The sequence below is a fragment of the Steroidobacter cummioxidans genome (assembly GCF_003104955.1).
The window spans coordinates 21635-44556 of the sequence record NZ_LSRW01000038.1 but is presented as its reverse complement, the minus strand read 5'-3'; the positions used below and the strand labels follow the sequence as shown (position 1 = coordinate 44556).

Genomic DNA, 22922 nt, shown 5'->3' with positions numbered 1-22922 from the left:
CGTCAATCTCGGCGGCAACGCCGTGAAGTTCACCGAGCAAGGTGAAGTGATATTGCGCGTGACGCCGCTCGAGATCGAGGGCGATGAGCTCCGCGTGCGACTCGACGTGACGGACACCGGCATCGGCATTGAACCCGTGAATCAGTCGCGGATCTTCGATGAGTTCGTGCAGGAAGATGCGTCGACAACGCGCCGCTACGGCGGCACCGGCCTGGGACTGGCCATCGCGCGGCAACTCGTGGGCCTGATGGGCGGGCAGCTGTCACTGGTGAGCTCACCTGGAGTGGGTTCGACGTTCAGCGTCGAGCTGACATTGCAGCTCGCCGATCCAAAGGCTGAGCCGCCCACCTTACCCACGGATCTCATTGGTTTGCGCATTCTCGTCGCCGATGACAATGCCGCGGTACGTCGCCTCCTCGTGCGAACGCTCGACCAGTGGGGTGCACATTCGGTAGATGTAGGCACCCTGTCGGACGCGCTACGAGAGCTGCGCGCCACGCCCTATAACGCCGTGCTCATCGACCACTCTTTGCTCAACTGCGCACTCGCGAGTGAGCTGCAGTCCGCAGTCATGGAACGAGCGGTTCGTCCACGCGTCATCCGCCTCGCGAGCTTCGTCAATCTCGCTCAGGCCGAGTGCGCGGACCTGCAATGCTTCGATGGTGAGATCACAAAGCCCGTGCGCCTTGCACAGCTGCTGCGAACACTCACTGGTGATACCGCCGCCGATACGTCAACGACGACGGCACCCCCGACACCGCCACTGATGTTGGCGGCCGGCGCGCGTGTCCTCGTAGTCGAAGATCAATCTCTCAATAGAGACGTCGCCGAAGGCATGCTCCAGGCCCTCGGCCTGGAGGTCGACACCGCGCATGACGGCAGTCACGCACTCGAAATGCTTGCGCGTATCCAATACGACGTCGTGCTGATGGATTGCCGCATGCCTGTGATGGACGGATATGCGGCGACGGCCGAGCTACGCCGCCGCGAGGGCGACGGCCCGCACGTGCCGGTGATCGCGCTCACGGCCGACACCGCCAGCGCGGCTCGCGACGCTTGCCTGGTCGCGGGAATGGACGATTATCTCGGCAAGCCATTCAGCCGCGCGACACTGCGAGCGGCCTTGGTCCGATGGATCCCTGCTCGCGGCCCTGCCCCAGAGGCAGCAGCGGAATCTGTCGATTTTCATTTGTAAAAATAATTGCATCTATCGATGTAGTGTGGTCTGCTTCCGTTTGGGGGCGTCATTGCATTTTCAAACGAAGCGCGACTCACCGATGACGAAACTCAGCCGACGGACCGTGCTACAAGCCGCAGCGGCGACCACGTTGTTGGGCTCGGGCCTGGCCCGCTCCGCCAGCGGGGCAGCACCGACACCGAAGATCGATCACCTGCTGTGGTACACCGGCACTGCAAAGGAGTGGGTCGAGGCGTTGCCCGTCGGCAATGGACGCATCGGTGCCATGGTGTTCGGCGGTACCCGCCAGGAACGCTTGCAACTGAACGAAGATACGCTCTGGGGCGGCGGACCTTACGATCCCGCGAATCCCGAAGCACGCGCGGCCCTGCCTGAAGTACGCAAGCTGATTTTCGCCGGCGAATACGAGAAAGCGACCAAGCTCGTGGACGCCAAAGTCATGGCGAAGCCACTGCGTCAGATGTCCTATCAAAGCATTGGCGATCTACGACTCGTCTTTCCCGGTATCGACGCGGCTACCGACTATCGCCGCGATCTGGATCTCGATGGCGCGATCGCCACGACCCGCTTCACCAGCAACGGCGTAACTCACACACGAGAGCTGTTCGCGAGTGCGCCGGACAACGTGCTGGTGTTACGCCTGAGCGCAAGCAAGCCCCGTAGCATCGATGTGGATGTGACTTTCCGTTGGCCACGGCCATCGCGCCCCGCCGATCCGCCCGGCGACAAGCTGAAGGAGCGCAACCCGCAGACCCAAGGCCCCGGCCCCGTCGACTTCGACGACAGCGTGCCCGCCCCTGCCGACCTCCTCTTGCGCGCGCTGCCGGATGGCGACCTGGTCATGCAGGGACGCAATTCCGCTCAACAGGGCGTCGCTGGCGCGTTGACGTACGAAGCGCGGGTGCGACTGATCGTGACCGGCGGTAAGAAACAATCGAATGAATCGAGCATCGGCGTTCGCGGCGCCGACAGTGTGATCCTGCTGATCGCCATGGCCACGAGCTATCGTGATTATCAGCACGTCGATCGCGATCCGGCCGCGCTCAATGCAGCATCGCTCGAGCGCGCGGCAGGCCGATCCTTCGACGAACTGCTCAGCCGGCATCAAACCGATCATCGGCGTCTGTTCCGTCGCGTGCAGCTGGATCTCGGTCAAACACCTGCTGCCAATCGCCCCACGGATGAGCGCGTGCGGACCTCGATGACGAGCGACGATCCGGCACTGGCTGCGCTCTACTATCAGTACGGCCGTTATTTGCTGATCGCCAGCTCACGCCCGGGCTCGCAGCCAGCGAACCTGCAGGGCATCTGGAACGACATGTCGAACCCGCCCTGGGGCAGCAAGTACACCATCAACATCAACACCGAGATGAACTACTGGCCCGCCGAGCCCACCGATCTTGGCGAGTGCGTCGAGCCGTTGATTGCGATGGTCAAGGATCTGTCCGTCACCGGCACGAAAATGGCGAAGGCCATGTATGGCGCGCGCGGCTGGGTGGCTCATCACAACACCGATCTGTGGCGTGCGACCGCTCCGATCGACGGCGCCGTGTATGGCATGTGGCCGATGGGCGGGGCCTGGCTGTGCCTGCATCTGTGGGATCACTATGACTACAGCCGCGACGTGCGCTATCTCGAATCGATATATCCGATCATGAAAGGTGCCAGCGAGTTCTTTCTCGATACGCTGGTCGAGCATCCCAACGGCAGATGGCTGGTGACCAATCCCTCCATGTCTCCCGAGAACGAGCATCAGCCCGATGTTTCGATTGCCGCCGGCCCCACGATGGACAATCAGATTCTGCGCGACCTGTTTGCGAACACCGCCCAGGCAGCAAATATTCTCGCCCGCGACCAGGATTTCGTCGCATCGCTGGACGCGACGCGCAAGCGCCTGCCGCCCGATCAGATCGGCTCGCAAGGCCAGTTGCAGGAATGGCTGGAAGACTGGGACGCCCGCGTGCCGGATATTCACCATCGTCACGTATCGCATCTGTACGGACTGCATCCGTCCGGCCAGATCAGCGTCGACTACACGCCGAAACTGGCGCAAGCCGCGCGCAAAACATTGGAGATTCGCGGCGACGACGCTACGGGCTGGGGCATCGGCTGGCGACTGAATCTCTGGGCGCGCCTGCGTGATGGCGAGCACGCCTACAGTGTGCTCAAATTATTGCTCGGGCCGCAGCGCACCTATCCGAATCTGTTCGATGCGCATCCGCCCTTCCAGATCGACGGCAATTTCGGCGGCACCAGCGGCATGACCGAGATGCTGTTGCAAAGCCTCAAGTCACCCGCCGGCGGCGATGAAGTTTTGCTGCTGCCCGCGCTGCCTAAAGCGTGGGCTCAAGGCTCCATCACAGGCTTGCGGGCACGCGGCGGACTGCGAGTCGATTTGATGTGGCGCGGCGGATCGCTGCAGGAATGTCGATTGAGTGCCAGCCGCGATGGCAAGTGGGTGCTTCGAAGCGGCAGCTCATCGTTGCCGGTGTCGATGAAGGCGGGTCGCAGCCAAATATTGAAGCTGCGCGAAGGTACGCTCAGCCCAACCTAGGGCCTGTTAACACTCATTGGATGGGCTGCGTTGCGCCTCCATCGCCTGCAGCAAGGCGCAAAGCGCAGCCCGTATGTCGATACGGGCAAGCTTTGTAACGCAGCGGCAGACGATTCGAGGCGCAACCCATCCAATGAGTGTTAACAGGCCCTAGTGCCCACGCCCGAGCTGATTTTTTTGCTGATCTCACCCGCCGAGTGACGAATCGCAGCGATCGTATCCTTCACGGAAATCGCCATCGGCGTTTCGATATAGGGACAGGTCAGCGCGGCGACGGCGCCGCCGTCGGCGGCCATCACCGGCGCGGAAAGATCGAGGATGTGACGGGTCACATCGCTATCCGCCTTGACGTACTTTTGCGTTCGAGCCAGCGCAGCTCTTTCGTCGAAGTTCTTCCAGAGCTTGGTCGACACCGTCGACGCGAGCCGCTTGCGCCACTCCTCCCTCACCGCCTCGGGCTGAAAAGCGTACAGCACCAGACCCGAAGTGGAATCGATCAGTGGCCTGCGATAGCCGACGCGCACCGAGAAGCCTTGATTGCCCGGCGCCTCGATGCGCGCCACGACGACCATCTGCTCCTCGCTCGCGACCGCCAGATGACAGGACTGCCCGATCACCTGGCTGAGCTTTCTCATCTCGGGCAACGCATCTTCGAGCAGGCTCTTGGTCGGCGCACGCGCCACACCCAGCGCAAACAGCTTGTTGGTCAGCTCGAACCCGTCGCCGGACTCGGCCTGAGCGACGTAGCCGCGATGGACCAGGGCGTCGACCATCCGGAACAGCTCGCTCACCGAGCGACCCAGCTCGGCAGCAATCTGTGACATGGTGAGCGGGGTACCGCGGGCAGCAAGCAACTCCAGCACGTCCAGGCCCTTCTCCAGAGCCGGCGCGCTGTACTTGCGTTCTTCATCTTCGCGGACAGCCATGGCCGCGATTATAAACAGCGCGACACGTCAGTGGGTGATCAATGAGCCCGCGGCAATCGGCTGCACCGTCAGGGCAGGCAATCGTCCGGCCGACCAGGCAAACCAGGCAATGACTACGAAGCACACCGTGGGGACCAGGATCGCGTAGTTGATAGCGCTCGCGTCGGACACCACGCCCATGACGGCGGTCAGCACCGCCCCACCGATGATGGCCATGACCAGGAACGACGAGGCCGTCTTGGTGAGCGGCCCGAGCTCGCGTAACGAATTCGCAAAAATGGTTGGAAACATGATCGACATGAACAGGCTGGTCGCCGCCAGTGCATACAGCCCGAGCTGGCCGCCGGCGAAGGCAGCAATTAATGTCAGACAAATGTTGATGACCGCGAACGTCGCCATCAGCCGCGTGGGACTGAAGCGACTCATCAATGCAGTACCGACGAAACGCCCGATCATGAAGCACACCAGCGACGCCGTGAGATAACTCGCCGCGGTCTTCTCGCCCATGCCGGGCACCTCGGCCTGGGCATAGCGAATCATGAAACTCCACACGCCAACCTGCGCGCCCACATAAAAGAACTGCGCCACGACACCAAACAAGAAATGTCGGCGGCTCGCCAACGCTGCGATCGACTGGCGCATCGAGAGTCGATCGGGATCTTGCGGCGCGGGTGCCTGCGCCTGTGCGGGAAACTTCGTGATCGCAACCAGCGCGGCCCACGAGAGCACGACGGCGGCGACGATCAGATAAGGCGTCTGCACCGACTGCGCCTCAGCCGTCTGGAATGCCAGCAGCTGCGCCTGACTCATCGCTGCCAGTTCGGTCTGGCTTGGCTCGACGCCCGAGAGAATGAACTCGCGTCCGACCAGCACGCCCGTGATGGCACCGAGTGGATTGAATGCCTGTGCCAGATTCAAGCGCTGCTCGGCACGCGACGGCTCGCCCAGCACGGTGATGAGCGGGTTCGCCGAGGTTTCCAGGAACGCCAGCCCCGCTGCGATCACAAACAGCGCCGTGAGAAACCAGCCATACCGCAGCAGCTCGGCCGCCGGATAGAACATCGATGCGCCGATGCCGAAGGTGATCAGCCCCACCAGCACCGTGACCTTGTAGCCGTAGCGCTGAATCACCCAGCCTGCCGGCAGCGCCAGAAAGAAATATCCCAGATAGAACGCCGACTGCACCAGGCTCGACTGAAAGTCGCTCAGGAAGAATGCCTTGCGCAGATGGGGTATCAGCACATCGTTCAAATTGTTCGCCACACCCCATAGAAAGAACAGCGTCACGATCAGGACCAGTGGCGCAAGCGCAGTACCGGACTCATTCTTCATCCACTTCCCCCTGAAGTGACGCTGTACTCTAGGCGTGAGGCATGCGATCAACCGTAAGCGACGACCTTCTGGCGCTGCTCGCCAAGGCCCTGGATGCTCAGGCGAATCTCATCGCCGACGTTCAAATAAACCGGCGGCTTCTGCCCCAGCCCCACGCCCGGCGGCGTGCCGGTGGTGACGATGTCGCCCGGCTGCAGGCTCATGAACTGGCTGAGATACGACACGAGAAAGGCCGGCTTGAAGATCATGGTGCGCGTCGAGCCGTCCTGATAGCGGCGGCCGTTGACCTCGAGCCACATCGCCAGATTGCTCACGTCGCCGACTTCATCGGCCGTCACCAGCCAGGGACCGATCGGCCCGAAGCTGTCGCAACCTTTGCCTTTGTCCCATTGGCCGCCGCGCTCCAACTGGAAATTGCGCTCGGAAACGTCGTTGCAAACGAAATAGCCCGCGATCGCAGCCGCGCCCGCGGCCTCATCGACATAGCGACACTCGGTGCCGATCACGAAAGCCAGCTCGACCTCCCAATCCAGCTTGGTGGAGCCGCGGGGCTGGATCACGGCGTCGTTCGGTCCCGACAGCGCACTGGTTGCCTTCATGAAAATGATGGGCTCGGTCGGAATGGCGGCGCCCGTCTCGGCGGCATGATCGGCGTAATTGAGGCCGATGCACAGAAACTTGCCAGGCCGTGCCACACACGGACCGAGTCGAGGCGCACCTTGCACCCGCGGCAACGTCTCGACCTGCAACTCTTTGAGCTCACGCAGCCGCTGCGGCGTCAGTGCCGCGCCGTCGATGTCTCGAATCACTCCACCGAGATCTCGAATCGCTCCCTCTCGATCCAGCATGCCGGGGCGCTCGGCGCCGGCCTGACCATAGCGAACTAATTTCATAGTCGGTACTCAGTTGGTCCAGCCGCCGTCGATGATGTGACATTGGCCGGTCGTGAATGCGGACTCCTCCGACGCCAGATACACGGCCAGCCAGGCGACCTCGCTGGCCTCACCCAATCTGCCCATCGGCTGCCGCTGAATGAACGCTGCCCGGGCGGCCGCGTAGTCGCCCGTCGCCCGCAACCGCGCCTCCAGCGATGGAGTGGCGACGGTCCCGGGACAAATGGCGTTACAGCGAATCCCCCGCGAGATGAAATCAGCCGCGATCGACTTGGTCAACCCGACGATGGCCCCCTTGGTCGTGCCATAAACGCAGCGGTTCGGCACGCCCTTGATGGAGCCGGCCACGGAAGCGATGTTGACGATGCTGCCGCCACCGCGCTCGATCATGCCCGGCAACGTGGCGCGAATCAGGCGATACATCGAGGCCACGTTGATATCGAACGAGGTCGCCCAGTCGTCTTCGCTGGCATCGAGAATGTTGCCGTGCGCCACGATGCCGGCACAGTTGACCAGCACATCGATGGCGCCGACCTCTTTGCTGGTAGCTGCGATGTCAGCGAGACTGCGCACATCGAGGCGTCGCGTCTGGCAGCCACTCAACTCCGCCAAGGCGGCTTCGTTGATGTCTGTCGCAACAACTGCCGCGCCCTGCTGTGCAAACGTCTCCGCAATGGCGCGCCCGATGCCCTGGCCCGCTGCTGTGATGAGAGCGGTCTTGCCGGCCAGTCGCTGTCCTGTCATGCCCCCTCCCCGATCAGGCGCTGCGTGGGAAGCAGCCCGGGCCACTGGGCTGGAACGATTTGTAGGTGAGAATGAACTCGCGGTGGCCCATGTCCTCGGATTTGGTGAGCTGACCGCCAGCGACGGCCGCGACCAGTGACACGATTTCGGCGGCCACCTCGTCCAGATCGCCCTCGCCTTCCAGAATGCGGCCGGCGTTCACATCCATGTCTTCGGTCATGCGCCGATACGTCTCGGGATTGCCGGTGACTTTGATGACTGGCGCGATCGCCGAGCCCACCACCGAGCCGCGGCCCGTGGTAAACAACGTGAGATGCACGCCACACGCCATCAGCTCGACAATCTCCGCATTGTCGGAGATGTTCGGGAATCCAAACTGCGGCGGACCATCGGGCACGACATCGAGCAAGTACAGACCGGGCGCTTCGGGAACTTCGGCAGGTTTGATGACCCCCACGATGGGCGCTGAGCCCGACTTCACATACGCGCCGGCCGATTTCTCTTCCTGCGAACTGAGCCCGCCTTCGGCATTGCCTGGTGCAAAGCTGCCGAAGCCCATGGCTCGATAGTACGTTTCGGCTTTGGCAATCGAGTCGACGATGGCCTGACCGACGACAGGCGTGCTGGCGCGCACTGCCATCGGCCCTTCGCAGCCAATCATCTCGCCAGTTTCCTCGAAGATGCAGGTCGCACCGGCCTCGACCAGGCGATCGAACGCGCGCCCGACCGCAGGATTCGCGGTGATGCCGCTGGTGCCATCGGAGCCGCCGCAGATGGTACCGACCACCAGCTCACTCAGCTGCATCGGCACTCGAACAGCTGCATCCGAGGCCGATTGTTTCATCGCTTTGACGGCGGCCACGCCACGATCGATGGCGCTGCGCGTGCCACCCGTTTTCTGAATCACAATTGTTTCGACCGGGCGCCCGCTCGCCGCCACGTGCGAGGCCAGCGCCTCACGATTGAACGACTCGCAGCCCAGCGACACCAGCAGTACCGCTCCCACATTGGGATGGGTCGCGAGCGCCTTCATCATGCGCAGCGCATACTCGTTCGGATAACAGCCGGGAAATCCGATCAGGTGCACATCGGGATCGTCACACCGATCCACGATGCGTCGGGCGACGTGGTGCGCACACTCGACCAGATAGGCGACTGCGACCACATTGCGAATGCCCTTGCGTCCGTCCTTACGCAAGTACCCTTGAAAGCTCATGACGCATCCACCCGCGCAGCGCGTGTGTGCGCGCTGATGTAATCGCTCTTCATGTTATGCAAATGAACCCAGCCTCCTGCCGGCACCTCGGCCTTCATCGAGCCAATCGGCGCACCATACTTGATGACTTTCTCGCCCGCCGACAGTGCACGCCGAGCCAGCTTGTGACCCAGCTCTGTATCCTGGAGCACGTGAACCACTTCGTTCTCGCGGATGTTGAATCGCTCTCCGGCGCGCACCGCGCGACAACACACGAGCACGTTGTCGTCCGCATGCAGAAGGATGGCGGGAGCGGCCAGGCCGGTCTTCATACGATAGATACGAGTTGCATTGCCACCCATCACCGCACTGCGATCCTCCTCGGACAGTGAGCTCAATGCCCGTTGCGTCAGTGCGTACCACTGCTCATAACTCGACGCCAATGTGAGCACGGGCCAGTCGCTCCCCCACATGACCCGGGATGGTCCGAACAGTTGCAAGACTTCGTCGGCGCAATCGAGCACCTTCGCCGGATCCACACCCGGCGACAGTTCCGTCAGCAAACCGGACAGTTTGCAAGCGACGTTCGGATACGACGCCAGCGCACGCAGGGATTCGCGCCACGAGCGGCTGACCTCGTTGCCGATAGTTGGCTTCGCCGCGTGATCGATCACGATGGCAAGCTTCGGATAACGGCGCGCGATCTGCTCGATACGACTCAGATGCACCGGTTTGATCAGCGCATCGAACACGAGGCCCTGCGCCGCGAGCGCACTCAGTGCACGGCCGCGGCCTGCATGCAGAATCCAGTCCACATCCTCGATGTCCTGAAGCATCGGTCGCACGCCGACAAACTTCGGTTGCCGGGCCCGCTGGGCGATTCGTCGCTCAACGTCGGGTGCGTCGAAGTCAACCCAACCGACGACCCCTCGCACCCATGGCGTTCGCTGCGCGATCGACAGCAGATAATCCGATTCGGCCTCGGTGGGCGCGGCCTGCACGAGCACCGCTTCGCTCACCCCGGCGCGTGTCAGTTGTGCATGCAGTTCCTGCTCATCGATCCGGCGGTACAGGCCGGGCAGCGCAGGCGTCAGCCAGCCGTAATCGCCTCTGTCGGGATCCCACAGATGAACGTGGGCGTCGATGATTGCACTCATGCTCAGGGTTTCGCGACCGGCAACGGCGCTGCCTCGTGGATGAGGTTTTGCGAGCGCAGCTCTTGCCAGAACTCCGCCGGGATGTGCGTGCGGTAGAACGTCATGGTCTGCTCGACCTGCTCGCGGCCACCGAGCCCGGGGATGACTGAGGCGACCTGTGGATGCGCCAGAGGAAATTGCAACGCCGCGGCGGGCAACGGCACGTTGAACTCGCGACATACGCGTTCGAGGCGCCGCACTCGGAACACAACATCCGTCGCGGCGACCTCATAATTGAAACGCGGCACGACATCGCTGCGTGTGCCCGTCGCGAGAATGCCCGAGTTGTACGGGCCGCCGATGACGATGGAGGTGCCGCGGCGCGCACATTCTGGAAACAGAGCATCGAGCGCTTTCTGTTCCAGCAAGGTGTAACGGCCGGCGAGCAGAATGACGTCGAGGTCGGTCTCCTCCAGCAGCTCCAGACAGACCTGTATTTCGTTGACACCGATGCCCACGGCATCGATCTGTCCTTCAGCGCGAAGGTGGGCAAGCGCGCGCAGCCCGCCTCCATGAATCAACTGCTGCAATCGTTCCGGATGGCGGTATCCATGCGTCGCTCGACCGATGTCGTGCACATAGAGCATGTCGATGCGAGCCACGCCGAGTCGTTGCAAGCTCGCTTCCCAAGACTTCATCACGCCGTCATAGGAATAGTCGAACACCGGCGTGAACGGCATGGCGGAACGAAAACCGCAGCGCTCCGAGTCGTCGGTGACCTCAGGCGCAGGCTCCAGCAGCCGACCGACTTTGGAGGACAGCACCATGCCTGTGCGCCCCTTCAGGCCCTCGCCGACCCGCTGCTCGCACAAGCCAAAGCCATAGTACGGCGCACAATCGACGTAGTTCATGCCTTCAGCGAACGCTGCAGCCAATGTCTCTTGGGCGTCGGCATCGGACATCGGGCGGTACAGATTTCCGAGCGCCGACGCGCCCAAGCCCACCTCGGACACGCTCAGCCCGGTGCGCCCGAGCACCCGCTGGGGCAAGCCACTCTGCAGCAAAGCGTGATGCGCGCTCATCGAGGTAACAGCCACCAGTAGCATGGGCCGAGCATGGACACATTCTCACATATGATTGTTCTTTTATCTATAGAACACCCGGCATGGGTGTACGAAATTGCCTGAGCAGGCTGCCCCCGGCAGCGGCTTTGGAACAGGCTCGGCGCTGCTTCGTTTCCCTACAGCGAATGCTGACCGGATGAGGAATTGCATGCCCAAAGCCCGAGCCAAAGCGCCCGCCGCCGGCCTCCCCGCTCCCTGGTGGCTGCTGGAGGGCGACGAGGAATGTGCCAGCTGCGGCCAGCTCTATGTCTATGAGCTGGAGTTTCGTTGTCCCGAGTGTGAAACAACGACCTGTATCCATTGCAGGCGCCGCCATGGCGATGGTCGCCTGGTCTGCGTGTCTTGCGCCGGGGCGACTGCCCCAGGAGATGCCCATGGCGGCTAGGGCGATCTGGAAAGGCGAGCTGCAGTTCGGCAAACACAACGTCGGCGTCAAGTTCTACTCGGCGATCGAAGATCGCAGCGTCCATTTCCATCTGCTCCATGAAAAGGATGGCGCCCCGGTCGAACAACATATCGTGCGCAAGGACACCGGCAAGGATGTGCCGAAGGAACAAATGCGCAAGGCTTTCGCGGTCGGCCCGAATACTGCTGTGATCCTGCAGCCCGAAGAGCTGGCAGAACTGATTCCGCCCGAATCCCGTGAGATCGAGCTGCTGCGCTTCGTGCCGGCCAGTGCGATTGACGACCAGTGGTACGAGCGGCCTTACTATCTCGGCCCCGATGACGGACACGCCGACGATTACTTCGCATTCGGGGAAGCGCTCGCGCGCCAGGAAGCGATCGGCATCGCGCGCTGGGTCATGCGTAAGAAACGGTACCTGGGTGCAGTCAGTGCGGTCGATGGCTATCTGGTCATGACCACGCTGCGCCGGGCAGAACAGGTCGTGAGCTTCTCCGGCGTCGAGCCTGCAAAGTCGGCCACGCCGCAGGCCAATGAGCTGAAGCTCGCCGAGCAGCTGGTGAAATCCATCGAAGCGGATTTCGATCCGCAGCAATGGCACAACGAGTATCGCGAGCGGCTGTACAAGCTGATCGAAGCCAAAGCCCGCGGCGAGAAGATCAAACCGGTGCGCGTACCGAAGAAACGCGCCGAAGGCAGTCTCGCCGACAGCCTGAAGGCCAGTCTCGCCGCCGCCAGGGAGAAGAAAGTTGCCTAGCCGCAAGCACCAACGTGCACCTGAGACACAGCGCGAGGAAGAACACTCCCCGCGCGTGCGCTCGCTGTGGTCCGGCACGATCACGTTCGGCCTCGTCAGTATTCCGGTGGATCTGCTGACCGCCGTGCGTCCCCGCCAGACCGCGATGAAACTGGTCGATAGCGAGGGCCATGCGCTGGGCCGCCAGTATCATTGTTCCAAGGAGGGCAAGCAGCTCGATTACGACGATCTGGTGCGCGGCTACCAAACCGACGACGGCGAAATGATCGTGATCACGGACCAGGAATTCGAATCCGTGGCGCCGGAAATGTCGGCCGACATCGAGCTGCGCAGCTTCGTGCCCATAGAGCAGATCCCCGCGCTGTACTTTCAGAAGCCCTACTTTCTGGCACCTGCGGGTAAATCTGCGAAGGCGTACGTGCTGCTCGCGGCAACCATGGAGCGCACCGGAAAGGTCGCGATCGGCAGCTTCGTCATGCGCGGTCATGAATATCTGGTCGCGATCGTTCCTGACAATGGCGTTCTGCGCCTGGACACGCTGCGCTACGCCGACGAGATCCGCACGCCCGCATCGATCGGCCTGCCGAAGCGCTCCAAAGTCGCAGCCAGCAAGGTCACTGCGTTCTCCAAAGAGATCGAATCGCTGACCCACAAAGAGCTGAAGATTGCCGAGCTCGAGGACCAGGACGCTCGCCAGCTGCAAGCGCTGGTCGAAGCCAAGCAGCAACAGCACGATGACGTGATTCATCCCAAGGGTGCCGAAGCTGCCGAAGACACCGAAGACGGCGCAGGCGCCAAGGTCATCGATCTGATGGAAGTGTTGCGTAAGAGCCTGTCCAAGAGCACCGTCGTGCGCACCGCCGAGACCAGCGAGCCCATCGATCTGGCGCAACGGCGTGCGCAGCGCGACGCGCGCTCCGCCCCGGCGAAAAAGAAATCTGCTCCTGCCAAGGCAAAGCGCAAGACAGCGCGCAAGCGAGCCCGGCGCAGTTGAGGGTCGGGCGGCGCTTGTCCTGTAGAATTTCGCCCCCATCCAGGGCCTGTTGACACTCCCTGCCCACTTCGGACGCCCCCATGACCGCGCAACTGAAAATCGACTTCGTCTCGGACGTCTCCTGCCCCTGGTGCGTGATCGGGCTGAAGTCGCTCGAACAGGCACTCGAGCGCCTCGGCCCCGAAGTGACCGCGGACATCCACTTGCAGCCCTTCGAGCTGAACCCGCAGATGGCGCCCGAAGGCCAGGACATCCTCGAGCACATCGCGCAGAAATATGGCTCGACGCCGGAGCAGATGGAGGCCAGTCGCGAAGGCATCCGCGCCCGCGGCGCCGAGCTTGGCTTCACCTTCGACATGGCAAAGCGCGGACGCATCTACAACACCTTCGATGCGCACCGGCTGCTGCATTGGGCGGAGCTCGAAGGTCGCCAGCTCGAGCTGAAGCGCGGCCTGTTCGAGGCGTATTTCACCGACGGTCGCAATCCCAGCGACCACGAAGTGCTCATCGATGTCGCTGCGCGCGCCGGACTCGATGCACAGCAGGCTAGAGAAATTCTGGCATCGGATCGCTACGCCGCCGATGTCCGCCAGCGCGAGCACCTGTTCGCTCAACTCGGCATCCGCGCCGTGCCGTCTGTGATCGTCAACGACAAATATTTGATCCAGGGCGGCCAGCCTGTCGAGATGTTCGAACAGGCGTTGCGCAAGATCGCTGCCGAATAACGCTTACGCGGCGAGCGCCACGCCTTCATCGGCGGCCAGCATGCCGTCGATGTCGAGCAATAGGATCATGCGTTCGCCCAGGGTAGCGAGCGCCGGCACGCAGTTGCGATCGCTGATCGTGATTCCGGACGGCGTCGCTTGCACGTCCCCCGGATTCAGATGACTCACATCGGACACCGCGTCGACGACCAGGCCGAAGTCGCGGCGGCCATTGGTGCCCATCACAGTGAGCACGACGATAACCGTGGTTGCAGTGCCAGCGACGGCGGGCATTCCAAGGCGCGTGCGCAAATCGATCACCGGCACGACGACGCCACGCAGGTTCAGAACGCCGAGCACATGGGGCGGCGTTTCCGGCACAGCGGTGACTTGTGCCAGGCCCCGGATCTCGCGAACCCGCAGGATATCCACCCCGAACACCTGTTGATCGAGGTGAAACGTGAGAATCTGGGCCGGCGCGGCGCTGACTGCCGAGCTCATGATTGAACCTCCTGTCGACGTTCCCTGGCTTATCGCCCCCTAGATCGTCAGCGCCGGTCACTACTTGAGCGAGCTGCCGCCGATTCAGGCCCTCCCCTACGGATCAGCCGCGCGGGGCCCGCGGCAAGGTGAGACGGAAAATCGCACCGCCAGCCGCACTGCGCTCCGCCCAAAGCCGCCCGCCGTGCGCGATCATGATCTTGCGCGATATCGACAGCCCGAGCCCCAGACCGGTGGGCTTGGTGCTGACGAATGACTCGAACACCCGCTCCAGCATCGACTCCTCGATGCCCGGCCCGCAATCGCGCACCGTCAGCTCGACGCCCAAATGGGGGTGGACCGAGGTGTTGATCCACAGCTTGCGCTGGTCCGGCGGGACATCCTCCATGGCATCGCACGCGTTGACGATCAGGTTGAGGATCACCTGTTGAATCTGCACCCGATCGGCGGCGACGCGCGGCAGCTCACTGCCCAGGCTCTGAATCACCATGACCTGGCGCCGATGCAGATCGCCCCGCGACAGCGCCAGCGTCTCCGTCACCAGCTCGTTCAACTGCTCGGGCCGGCGCTCCGTCTGGCTGTGACGAAGCATGGACTGCATGCGCTTGATGACCTGCGCGGCGCGGCGGTTATCCGCGATGATGTCCGCGACGATCGGCTTGACCGTCTTCATATCGACCTCGCCGCTCGCGAGCAGCGTCGCCGCGGCTTCCGCATTGGCGAGCATCGATGCCAGCGGCTGCCTGATCTCGTGCGCCACGGCACCGGAGATCTCGCCCACTGTAGCCACGCGGGACAGATGCGCCAGCTGCTGATCCAGCCGAGCCGCCTCCGCAGCAGCGGCCTTGCGCTCCTGCAGAACCGCGGCCAGCATCAACAAAGGAATACAGATCACATTTAGAAACAGCACAGTCGTGAGCGCATTGCGGACTGGCGAATGCACGACGAACGGGCCCACTTCGTGCACCACTCCCCAAGTTGCAAACGCCCCCACCAGCAGCACCGACAGGCACACCCCTGCGATCTCGTAACGTACCGTCGCCCAGATCAAGAATGGCAGCGGTGCGTACAACAGCGCAGGCGCCCGCTCTCCATAGGCATAGGCGCCAGGCCAGACGAATACATATACGCAGACGATGGCGAGACACCCGCCAATGACAGAGGCTTCGAGCGCCGTCCGTCGCTCGGGTACATGCCATCCGCCGGCGGTGCGCTCAGCGAAGTGAAGAATCAGCGGCACCAAGGTGATCGTGGCAAAGGTATTGGTGCTCGTGCGGGCAAACATGGTCAACCAGGGGTCGTTGGTCAGTCCAAGCGGGACGAAAGCCATTGCCATGGCAACGCTGGTGATCAGCGGCGCCGCGATGCCGCCGATCAACACGAGATTGGTCATGGCGCGCAATTGCCCCAACCGGCGCGGCTCTCGTTCGAGCAGCAACAGGGCCGCGGCACTGAGCATGGCCTCGGCGCTGTTGACGATGTATTGAATGCCGATCTGCGCGAGCGAATCGTCCGCGATCTGCGCGAAGAACTGGCAAGGCAGGATCGCTGCGAGATAAATCCACCAGCGACTCACCGGCGCGAGCAGCAACGCAGCAAACAGAATGGCGTTCGGTGCCCACAGCGCGGACACGGGCGCCGAGGGAAAAGCCAGCGCCTCGCCCAGGATCGCCGACAACAGATATGCGAGCGCAGTAACCGCCGGCCCGGCGAACCGGCTCCACACGCTTTGATTTATCAGCGGCGCAAAACGCCGCACACCATCATCCGCCCGATCATGCACGGTCGCCGTCCTCGCTGCGATATTTCAGCAAAATGCGTGGACCTCGATGGATTGGAAACATCGCGCGCGGCGATGGGCAGCGAAGATATCTGATTCGCTGACCGCAGGTCGATGACAGCGTTGCAAGCGAATGCGCACACTGTCGGCACAATTAGCCCTAGGGCCAAGATGCAGGGCCAGTCGGACACGATTTAATCGAGCCCTCCCATGTGAAGCAACTGGGCCGAGCAAATTGCTGCTGGAGGTGCTGATGATCATGCAATCGCCACTGGCCCGGGCGCCCTTGTCCCTGATTCCCCGCGAAGCCCACCGCGACTCTCATGTCGATGAACAGGCGGGTCACCACATGGCCGACATACCCCTATCTCCCGATGCGAGCGTGATCGAGCACGCTTTCGAGAACAGCCACGACTGCATCGCAGTGGTCGATCTGCAAGGCATGGTTGTTTATATGAATCTGCCGGGCTCGTATTTGATGGGCCTGGAAGGCCGCCCGCCGCAGCAGCGCGTGTCGTGGTCGGAGCTGTGGTCGCCGGAGAATCATGACCTCGCCGAATACAGCATCGACGAGGCCCGATCCGGACATCAATGCCGATTCATGGCGTACCGGCCAACTGCCAGCGGGCTGCCGCGCTGGTGGGACATTGCCGCCAATCCCATTTTCGATGCGCATGGCGTGCCCTCACAGATGTTCTGTGTGTGCCGCGATGTGACCGCGCTGAAACAGGCCGAGCGCTTGCTGCAGCAGGAAATCGCCTGCAAGGAATTGTTGCTGGTCGAAGCCAGCCATCGGGTCAAGAATCATCTGGCGGGCATTGCCGGAGCGCTGGCGCTGCAGGCTCGCTACAGCGGCGATGAAACAGTGCGCGCCTCGCTGCAACAAGCACAGTCGCGAATCCAATCCGTGGCCAGCATCCACCGGCGCTTGCAGGATGGCCGAGACAACGAACGGCTCGAGCTGTGTCCCGGGTTGGCTGAAATTTCCCGCGAAGCCATTGCGGCCTTGGGCGTGGAAGATCATATTGCCGTGACGATCTCGTGTCCGCAGGGGTTGAGCATGATGACGGATCGCGCCGTGCCTCTGCTGCTCGTGACGACGGAGCTGCTCACGAATTCGTTGAAGCATGCGTATCCGGAGCGAACCCAAGGCTCGGTGCGTATAACGGTCAGCAGCGCGCAGCGCCATTTGCTGCTGGAAGTCGACGACGATGGTCGGGGATTGCCGCGCGATTTCAATCCCCGTAGCAGTAAAGGGCTGGGAATGAGGATAGTTCAAGGCCTGATTGCGCAGTTGGGCGGCGAACTGCAGATCGAGGCTCGAGCGCCCGGTGCGCACTTCCGAGTGCGTCTGCCTGCCGAGGCGCCCAAGAATGCGTCGAGAGACCGGCCCAGGAACTTATCGAGCACTGTGACGCGAATGATTTGAGCGTTGTTGTCGACTGCAGTCTGAGGGGAGACGAACGTTGACCAGGGGGACATGGAGCGCGAGCGAGCCCGGCGCGGCTGCGTTGTCTGCTGACTCGGCGGCAATCCTGGTGCCGCTGAGCGCTGCCCTCTACCTTCTCGCCGCGACACTGGACCTGACACTGCGCGACGCGGACTCCATCATCGTGTTGTCACCACAACACGGCGTGCTGCTCGCACTGTTGATGGTGACTCGCCCCGAACGATGGTGGCTGATCGCGGCTGCCGTCGTGCCCGCACACCTGGCGGCCAGCTGGAGCACCGGCCTGCCGTTGTGGCAACTCGCCTGGCAAGGCGCCTTCAGTTTCATTCTTGCCACCGGTATCAGTACGGCGCTGCGCGCATTGCTCGGCGAACGCAGTCCATTCGACGACTTGCAGGACTTCTCGCTGTACGTGCTTACCGCCGTAGTCGCCGGACCGGCGCTGTTGACGATGCTCGCGCCGGGGGTCGTGCTGGCGCTGCTGGGCGGCACCGTGAATCTGGCAATCGCCGACTGGCAAGCCGAGACCATCGCCAGCTCGCTCGCCATCCTCACCTGGGGCTCATGGATGTATCTGGGGCTGCTACCCCAGCCCGGCTGGTTGCACCAGCGCTCGCCTGCCCAATATGCCGAGGCGCTGCTGATCGCCGCGGCTCTGTATGGTTGTTTTCATTTGACGTTCGTCAGCGATGCCGAGCACCACGCGGCGCTGTATCTGCTGTTCATTCCTTTGCTCTGGCTGTCGGTGCGCTTTGGTGTGCGTGCAGCCGCGATGGCAGTCACGCTCATCGCAACCGGGGCGGCGACCCTGGAGCGCATTCCCCACAGCGTGCGCATTCGTGATGCACCGGAATTGGCTACCCTCGATCTGCAGATATTCCTGATGGTCATGGCGCTCAGCGCAGTGATGATCGCCATCGTCGTCGACGAACGCCGCCGCGTGGCGCGCGCCGCATCGGAAAGCGACGCACGCTATCGCGCCATCGTGGACAGTCGAACCGATGACATCACCGCGCTCAGGCGTACGGAACTGGCCTTGCGACAGAATGACGAGCTGCTTCGCAAGAATCTCGCCGAAGCCAATCGCACTCTGGAACGCTTCGCCCGACTCGCCATGGTCGGCCAGATCACGGCCTCGATTGCGCACGAGATGAATCAGCCATTGGGCGCGATCCGCTACAACACCGAAGCAGGCTTGCTGTTTCTCAGCCGCGAGCGCTATGACAAAGACGAGCTGCAGGAAATCTTCGATGACATTCGTCGCGACAACCGTCGCGCCAGCGAGCTCGTCAGCCGACTGCGCGAGCTGCTACACGACCATGAGCTGCGACTCGATCCCGTCGATCTCAATGACGTCATCGCGGACGTCGTGAAACTGCTGCGCGTCGAATCGCGGCAACGACATGTTCAGTTGGAAACGCAATGTACTGAGTTGCCGACAGTGCTCGGCGACTACGGGCGCCTGCAACAGGTGCTGCTGAATCTGATCCTGAACGCAATGGATGCCATGTCCACCCTGCCCGAGGCGCATCGGCGGATCGCGATCCGTACCACTCACACCGGCGCCGCGCGCATCCAGGTGGAAGTCGTCGACCGCGGCAGTGGCATCGACCCGGCCACCCTGCCGAAAATCTTCGATTCTTTTTTCACCAGCAAGGCTCAGGGCATGGGCCTCGGGCTGGCGATTGCGCGCTCGATCGTCGAGGCGCACGGCGGACGCATCTGGGCAAAGAACAACAGCGACGGCGCGGGTGCCACGCTGTCATTCGAGATCGACAGTCTCGGCTCCAAAGCCATGCTGCCGGCGGACCGCACGGACAGGTACGGCGCGCGCCTGAACTGATCTCACATAATCACACCGTATTTCCAATTTTTTCCGGCCCCCTGCGGCCGGGTTATTGCGGCAATTCGAGATAACGCGTACACCGGCTCTGGAACACTGCCGCAGGCCAGACGTTGTCACGCGACCGCGTCCGCCGGACTGGCACCGGCATTGGCTCAATGAATCAGAACTACCACCCAAAAGGTGTATCTAAGATGCGTTGGCCCCTGCGCAAGCGTGGCAATTCACGGAACTGCAGATGAGCGCGGTTGTTCTGCTGATCGACGATGATCTACGGATTCGCAATAGCCTGGGCCGGCTGCTTCGGGTGTTGTCGTATGACGTCGTAGAAGCCGCCGATTGGGATGCCGCGCTGGAGCTTGCCGCGGGCCAGCGGCCAGATGTGGTGGTCACCGATCTGCACATGCCGGAACACAGCGGTGTCGACATCGCGCGGCTGCTGCGCAGTCATCCCGAGTTCAGCGACATTCCTATCATTGCGTTGACCGCCACCCCACCCCGCGATGACGAGACAATTTCGTTGTTTCACACCGTGCTGGAAAAGCCGTGCGCGGCAGAAGATTTGAAACGCGCGCTCACCGACGCATTACAAACTCGCAAACATTGACACGCCGGCTACGTCGCATTTGTTTGCTCGCGAAACTCCATCAGCGCGCGTGCCGTGAGCGACGTTGAGAACAAATATCCCTGTGCCATCTGCACGCCGGCGCGTGCCAGCATCTCGGCTTGATAATGCGACTCCACGCCTTCGGCGATCACTTGCAGCTGAGAATGAACCAGCAATGAGCGCAATCCCGGCAGCCACGTGGGCTCGGGGGCATGCTCGCGCAGCTGCGCGATCAGCTTGCGATCGATCTTGATTACTTCGAAGCGGCCGCGTGACAGCACGGCAAGATTGGCGCCGGTGAGAAAGACATCGTCGAGCGCCAGGCGTACGCCCTGCTCGGCCATCATGTTCAGTGCCGTCAGACCGAGTTGATCGGGCACGCCGCGCTCGGTGATCTCCAGCAGAATCTGCCCTGCGCGTGCGCGTAGGCCCGAGCGCACAGCCGCGTACTCCAAGCCACCACGTCCCAGGATCTCGGGAGGCACATTGATGCTGATATAGAGATCGGCGTGATCGCTGAGCCATGCACCCAGCTCGCGCGCGATGGTATCGATCACCCAATAGGTGAGTCGTCCCGATAGCGGTGTATTCTCGATCAGCTTGATGAATCGGCTCGCCGGCCACACCGTGCCCTCGCGACGCCAGCGCACCAGCGCTTCGGCGCCAGCACAGCGCTGCGTAACCAGCGAAACGATGGGTTGATACTCGACGAACAGCTCGCCCCGATCCATGGCACTGCGCACGTCTTCGATGGTTGGCGAGTCCGCATTCACTGCACGTTCCGTCATTGCGCGAGCTGCCTCTCGAATCTAAGCCTGCACGCTCGCAGCTCGCTATGAGGACTAGGGCCAATGCGGATCGGCTGCGTTACCTGCTACCTAGGGAAGCTCTGATTTATCGACTTCCCTGACTTCGACGAGGCGGCAACTGGTTGCAATGCTTCGCCGATCGAAGCTGGCGATGGTGAGGAATGCCAGCTACTCACATGGTCCTAGACGATCCGCGGTCGTGGAGCTGCTGGCAGATGTTTTCCGAGGCAGACACTTATTTTGCGATTCTGCTGGCCGTACAGATCGCCATTCTGCTGGTACTCGGCATCCAGGGTTTCATCCGGCATCGCGCGCGCGCCAAAGCACGACAGAACTATACCGACATGACGCACGTGGCGCGTTTGGCGCTCGCGTCCGAAATCACCGCATCGGTGGCGCACAAAGTCACTCAGCCGCTCAGCTCCATTCTGGCCGACATCGAAACCGCGCAGCTGCTGTTGGATCGCAAAGAGCCAGACCTGGCCGCGGTTCGCGATCTGCTCGCCGACGTCCGCAAGGAAGATCTGCGCGCCAATCGCTTCGTCGAAAGCATGCGACTGCCGCTACGCAAGCATGAGCTGCGCTTCGAGCGCGTCGATGTCAACGAACTGACGGCCGAAGTCCTATCGATGGTGCTGCCCGACGCCTTGCGTCGCAAAGTCGCGATTCAAAGCAACCTCGAGCCGGGCTTGCCGCGCATTCCCGCGGACCGGCTGCAACTCCAGCAAGCGCTGTTGAATCTGATCGACAATGCGCTCGACTCGATGGACGACACTCCGACCCGAACGCGCCGGCTGATGGTGTGCACCGAATCGCAGGACGACGACAATGTGAGAATCAGTGTGCTCGACAGTGGCGAGGGTATCGATCCGCACCACTCGGGACGGCTGTTCGATTCGTTCTTCACCACCAAAAGCGACCGCCTGGGTCTCGGTCTGTCGATGGCTCGCGCCATCGTGCACATGCACGGTGGCGCCATCTCGGCAGAGAATCGACCTTCCGGCGGTGCCGCTTTCAGCTTCACCGTGCCCGTGTCGCAAAAGACCGAGACCGCGGCTCATCGGCAGCGCGCGGTCACGAACTAACCAGTGCGCGACTAGTGCGCGTCTGCACGGCGCTTCTGCGCATACTCTTCGATGACGTCGGAGCTGGCCGACTCGGCCCAATCCATCCCCTCTTCGACTTTCTTCCCTGCCTTCCGCGCCCTATCCGACAGGCCTTCGCCGGCATCCTCGGCCGTCTCCTTCGCGTCATCGAAACGATCCCGCAGGTTTCGTTCCATGGCGTGCTGAAACTCTTCGGCGACAGCCATACCGAACTCGCCCAATGCCTTGCGCTCGCGGATGCCCCAAAACAGCAGCGCGCCACCGGCGCAACCCGCGAGCACACGACCCGTGATACCCCAGGGCCCGAGTCCCGCGGCAGATCGGAATGCGCGCCCGCGATCGACGGCGAATTCACCGAATTGACCGTTGCCCATGTGCTCGTTCAAATGATCGGTGACGACGAACACGCCTGGCTGCCGGCGCACTTCATCGAGCAAACGTTGATGCTCGTGAGGATGCAAGTGTCCACGCAGAATCACATGTCCGTGATCCACCGCCACGTGGATGGATTCCGGATGTGACGCCGCCTGCCGGATGGCGCCGAAGACCATTTTACGCACCAGCCTGTTCGGTCGATGACGATTGGCGTTGTTGGACGCGTTGTCTCGCGACGCGAAGTAACGCTCCGACGCATTACGCCATGCATTGCGCCGCGCGCCGCGAGTCCCCAGATCGAGGCGTCGAGCGGCGCGTCTGGCGCGATCCTGCAACATCACCCGGCGCTGATAGCCGCTGACCGGATCCAGGAGATAGACGGCCGCGGCAGCAACCGCGGCGCCGACGATCGATCGTGCCAGAGAGTTCATGCAATTCTCCTTCGAGCTTTCGATGAGGCGGCGCCGTCGGACGCCAGGGGGCTGACTCGA

Annotated in this window: 20 protein-coding genes; 9 read left to right on the top strand and 11 right to left on the bottom strand. The window is 62.4% G+C overall.

Features of this window, described 5'->3' with window-relative positions; translation table 11 throughout:
* Both D0550_RS18785 and D0550_RS18780 read left to right on the top strand, forming a co-directional pair.
* Positions 1-1195: response regulator (locus D0550_RS18785; RefSeq protein WP_116810732.1), on the top strand; the 1195-nt coding region annotated here is incomplete at its 5' end.
* Between the two features lie 82 nt (positions 1196-1277).
* Positions 1278-3752 (top strand): glycoside hydrolase family 95 protein, encoded by a 2475-nt coding sequence (locus D0550_RS18780; RefSeq protein WP_116810731.1) that lies wholly within the window; start codon positions 1278-1280, stop codon positions 3750-3752.
* Between the two features lie 140 nt (positions 3753-3892).
* Here D0550_RS18780 and D0550_RS18775 read toward each other — a convergent pair whose 3' ends face one another.
* The 7 genes from D0550_RS18775 to D0550_RS18745 are packed head-to-tail and all read right to left on the bottom strand — an operon-like array spanning position 3893 to position 11060.
* Positions 3893-4678: an IclR family transcriptional regulator gene (locus D0550_RS18775; RefSeq protein ID WP_116810730.1), complete on the bottom strand. Its 786-nt coding sequence runs from the start codon at positions 4676-4678 to the stop codon at positions 3893-3895.
* A 27-nt stretch (positions 4679-4705) separates the two neighbouring features.
* Complete coding sequence (gene fucP / locus D0550_RS18770) at positions 4706-6010, bottom strand: L-fucose:H+ symporter permease (RefSeq protein WP_116810729.1); 1305 nt, start codon at positions 6008-6010, stop codon at positions 4706-4708.
* A 47-nt stretch (positions 6011-6057) separates the two neighbouring features.
* On the bottom strand, positions 6058-6903 hold the full coding sequence (locus D0550_RS18765) for a fumarylacetoacetate hydrolase family protein (RefSeq protein WP_116810728.1): 846 nt from the start codon (positions 6901-6903) through the stop codon (positions 6058-6060).
* A gap of 9 nt (positions 6904-6912) precedes the next feature.
* Positions 6913-7647, bottom strand: a complete 735-nt coding sequence (locus D0550_RS18760) for an SDR family oxidoreductase (protein ID WP_116810727.1) — start codon at positions 7645-7647, stop codon at positions 6913-6915.
* Positions 7648-7660: 13 nt separating this feature from the next.
* Complete coding sequence (locus tag D0550_RS18755; RefSeq protein WP_116810726.1) at positions 7661-8863, bottom strand: UxaA family hydrolase; 1203 nt, start codon at positions 8861-8863, stop codon at positions 7661-7663.
* Positions 8860-9999 carry an amidohydrolase family protein gene (locus tag D0550_RS18750; protein ID WP_161965920.1) on the bottom strand — a complete coding sequence of 380 codons (1140 nt, stop codon included), beginning with the start codon at positions 9997-9999 and terminating at the stop codon, positions 8860-8862. Before D0550_RS18750 ends, D0550_RS18755 begins: the two co-directional genes overlap by 4 nt.
* Positions 10000-10001: 2 nt before the next feature.
* On the bottom strand, positions 10002-11060 hold the full coding sequence (locus D0550_RS18745) for an aldo/keto reductase (protein WP_116810725.1): 1059 nt from the start codon (positions 11058-11060) through the stop codon (positions 10002-10004).
* Positions 11061-11476: 416 nt separating this feature from the next.
* On the opposite strand from D0550_RS18745, the gene ku (D0550_RS18740) reads away from it, so the two are divergent.
* The 3 genes from ku (D0550_RS18740) to D0550_RS18730 all read left to right on the top strand — a co-directional run bounded on the left by ku (D0550_RS18740) (position 11477) and on the right by D0550_RS18730 (position 13981).
* Positions 11477-12262 carry a non-homologous end joining protein Ku gene (ku, locus tag D0550_RS18740; protein ID WP_161965919.1) on the top strand — a complete coding sequence of 262 codons (786 nt, stop codon included), beginning with the start codon at positions 11477-11479 and terminating at the stop codon, positions 12260-12262.
* Positions 12255-13256 (top strand): non-homologous end joining protein Ku, encoded by a 1002-nt coding sequence (ku, locus tag D0550_RS18735; protein WP_116810723.1) that lies wholly within the window; start codon positions 12255-12257, stop codon positions 13254-13256. The genes ku (D0550_RS18740) and ku (D0550_RS18735) overlap by 8 nt, the downstream gene beginning before the upstream one ends.
* 80 nt (positions 13257-13336) lie before the next feature.
* On the top strand, positions 13337-13981 hold the full coding sequence (locus D0550_RS18730) for a DsbA family oxidoreductase (RefSeq protein ID WP_116810722.1): 645 nt from the start codon (positions 13337-13339) through the stop codon (positions 13979-13981).
* 3 nt (positions 13982-13984) lie between these two features.
* On the opposite strand, the gene D0550_RS18725 is transcribed toward D0550_RS18730, so the two are convergent.
* Together D0550_RS18725 and D0550_RS18720 are read right to left on the bottom strand one after the other, a co-directional pair.
* A complete protein-coding gene (locus D0550_RS18725) occupies positions 13985-14461 on the bottom strand; it encodes a chemotaxis protein CheW (RefSeq protein WP_116810721.1) in 477 nt (158 codons plus the stop codon).
* Positions 14462-14564: 103 nt separating this feature from the next.
* Positions 14565-16220 (bottom strand): ATP-binding protein, encoded by a 1656-nt coding sequence (locus D0550_RS18720; RefSeq protein ID WP_153067231.1) that lies wholly within the window; start codon positions 16218-16220, stop codon positions 14565-14567.
* Between the two features lie 370 nt (positions 16221-16590).
* On the opposite strand from D0550_RS18720, the gene D0550_RS18715 reads away from it, so the two are divergent.
* The 3 genes from D0550_RS18715 to D0550_RS18705 all read left to right on the top strand — a co-directional run bounded on the left by D0550_RS18715 (position 16591) and on the right by D0550_RS18705 (position 20141).
* Positions 16591-17670, top strand: a complete 1080-nt coding sequence (locus D0550_RS18715) for a sensor histidine kinase (RefSeq protein ID WP_161965918.1) — start codon at positions 16591-16593, stop codon at positions 17668-17670.
* Between the two features lie 37 nt (positions 17671-17707).
* Positions 17708-19534, top strand: coding sequence for an ATP-binding protein (locus D0550_RS18710; RefSeq protein WP_116810718.1), 1827 nt, complete (start codon positions 17708-17710; stop codon positions 19532-19534).
* 238 nt (positions 19535-19772) lie between these two features.
* Positions 19773-20141, top strand: coding sequence for a response regulator (locus D0550_RS18705; RefSeq protein WP_153067230.1), 369 nt, complete (start codon positions 19773-19775; stop codon positions 20139-20141).
* An 8-nt stretch (positions 20142-20149) separates the two neighbouring features.
* Here the strand turns inward: D0550_RS18705 and D0550_RS18700 are convergent, their stop codons facing one another.
* A complete protein-coding gene (locus D0550_RS18700) occupies positions 20150-20929 on the bottom strand; it encodes an EAL domain-containing protein (protein WP_116810716.1) in 780 nt (259 codons plus the stop codon).
* Positions 20930-21165: 236 nt separating this feature from the next.
* Between D0550_RS18700 and D0550_RS18695 the strand changes: the two genes are divergently transcribed.
* On the top strand, positions 21166-22035 hold the full coding sequence (locus D0550_RS18695) for a sensor histidine kinase (RefSeq protein ID WP_161965917.1): 870 nt from the start codon (positions 21166-21168) through the stop codon (positions 22033-22035).
* A gap of 11 nt (positions 22036-22046) precedes the next feature.
* Here the strand turns inward: D0550_RS18695 and D0550_RS18690 are convergent, their stop codons facing one another.
* Positions 22047-22862, bottom strand: coding sequence for a hypothetical protein (locus D0550_RS18690; RefSeq protein ID WP_116810714.1), 816 nt, complete (start codon positions 22860-22862; stop codon positions 22047-22049).
* Positions 22863-22922: the final 60 nt, after the last annotated feature.

Bases quoted from the DNA above. Each gene is read 5' to 3' on its own strand.
- D0550_RS18755 (WP_116810726.1), bottom strand. From the start codon at position 8,863: ATGAGCTTTCAAGGGTACTTGCGTAAGGACGGACGCAAGGGCATTCGC.
- D0550_RS18730 (WP_116810722.1), top strand. From the start codon at position 13,337: ATGACCGCGCAACTGAAAATCGACTTCGTCTCGGACGTCTCCTGCCCC.
- D0550_RS18745 (WP_116810725.1), bottom strand. From the start codon at position 11,060: ATGAGCGCGCATCACGCTTTGCTGCAGAGTGGCTTGCCCCAGCGGGTG.
- D0550_RS18690 (WP_116810714.1), bottom strand. From the start codon at position 22,862: ATGAACTCTCTGGCACGATCGATCGTCGGCGCCGCGGTTGCTGCCGCG.
- D0550_RS18775 (WP_116810730.1), bottom strand. From the start codon at position 4,678: ATGGCTGTCCGCGAAGATGAAGAACGCAAGTACAGCGCGCCGGCTCTG.
- fucP (WP_116810729.1), bottom strand. From the start codon at position 6,010: ATGAAGAATGAGTCCGGTACTGCGCTTGCGCCACTGGTCCTGATCGTG.
- D0550_RS18780 (WP_116810731.1), top strand. From the start codon at position 1,278: ATGACGAAACTCAGCCGACGGACCGTGCTACAAGCCGCAGCGGCGACC.
- D0550_RS18700 (WP_116810716.1), bottom strand. From the start codon at position 20,929: ATGACGGAACGTGCAGTGAATGCGGACTCGCCAACCATCGAAGACGTG.
- D0550_RS18760 (WP_116810727.1), bottom strand. From the start codon at position 7,647: ATGACAGGACAGCGACTGGCCGGCAAGACCGCTCTCATCACAGCAGCG.
- ku (WP_161965919.1), top strand. From the start codon at position 11,477: ATGGCGGCTAGGGCGATCTGGAAAGGCGAGCTGCAGTTCGGCAAACAC.
- D0550_RS18715 (WP_161965918.1), top strand. From the start codon at position 16,591: ATGGCCGACATACCCCTATCTCCCGATGCGAGCGTGATCGAGCACGCT.
- D0550_RS18705 (WP_153067230.1), top strand. From the start codon at position 19,773: ATGAGCGCGGTTGTTCTGCTGATCGACGATGATCTACGGATTCGCAAT.
- D0550_RS18725 (WP_116810721.1), bottom strand. From the start codon at position 14,461: ATGAGCTCGGCAGTCAGCGCCGCGCCGGCCCAGATTCTCACGTTTCAC.
- D0550_RS18750 (WP_161965920.1), bottom strand. From the start codon at position 9,999: ATGAGTGCAATCATCGACGCCCACGTTCATCTGTGGGATCCCGACAGA.
- D0550_RS18695 (WP_161965917.1), top strand. From the start codon at position 21,166: ATGTTTTCCGAGGCAGACACTTATTTTGCGATTCTGCTGGCCGTACAG.
- D0550_RS18765 (WP_116810728.1), bottom strand. From the start codon at position 6,903: ATGAAATTAGTTCGCTATGGTCAGGCCGGCGCCGAGCGCCCCGGCATG.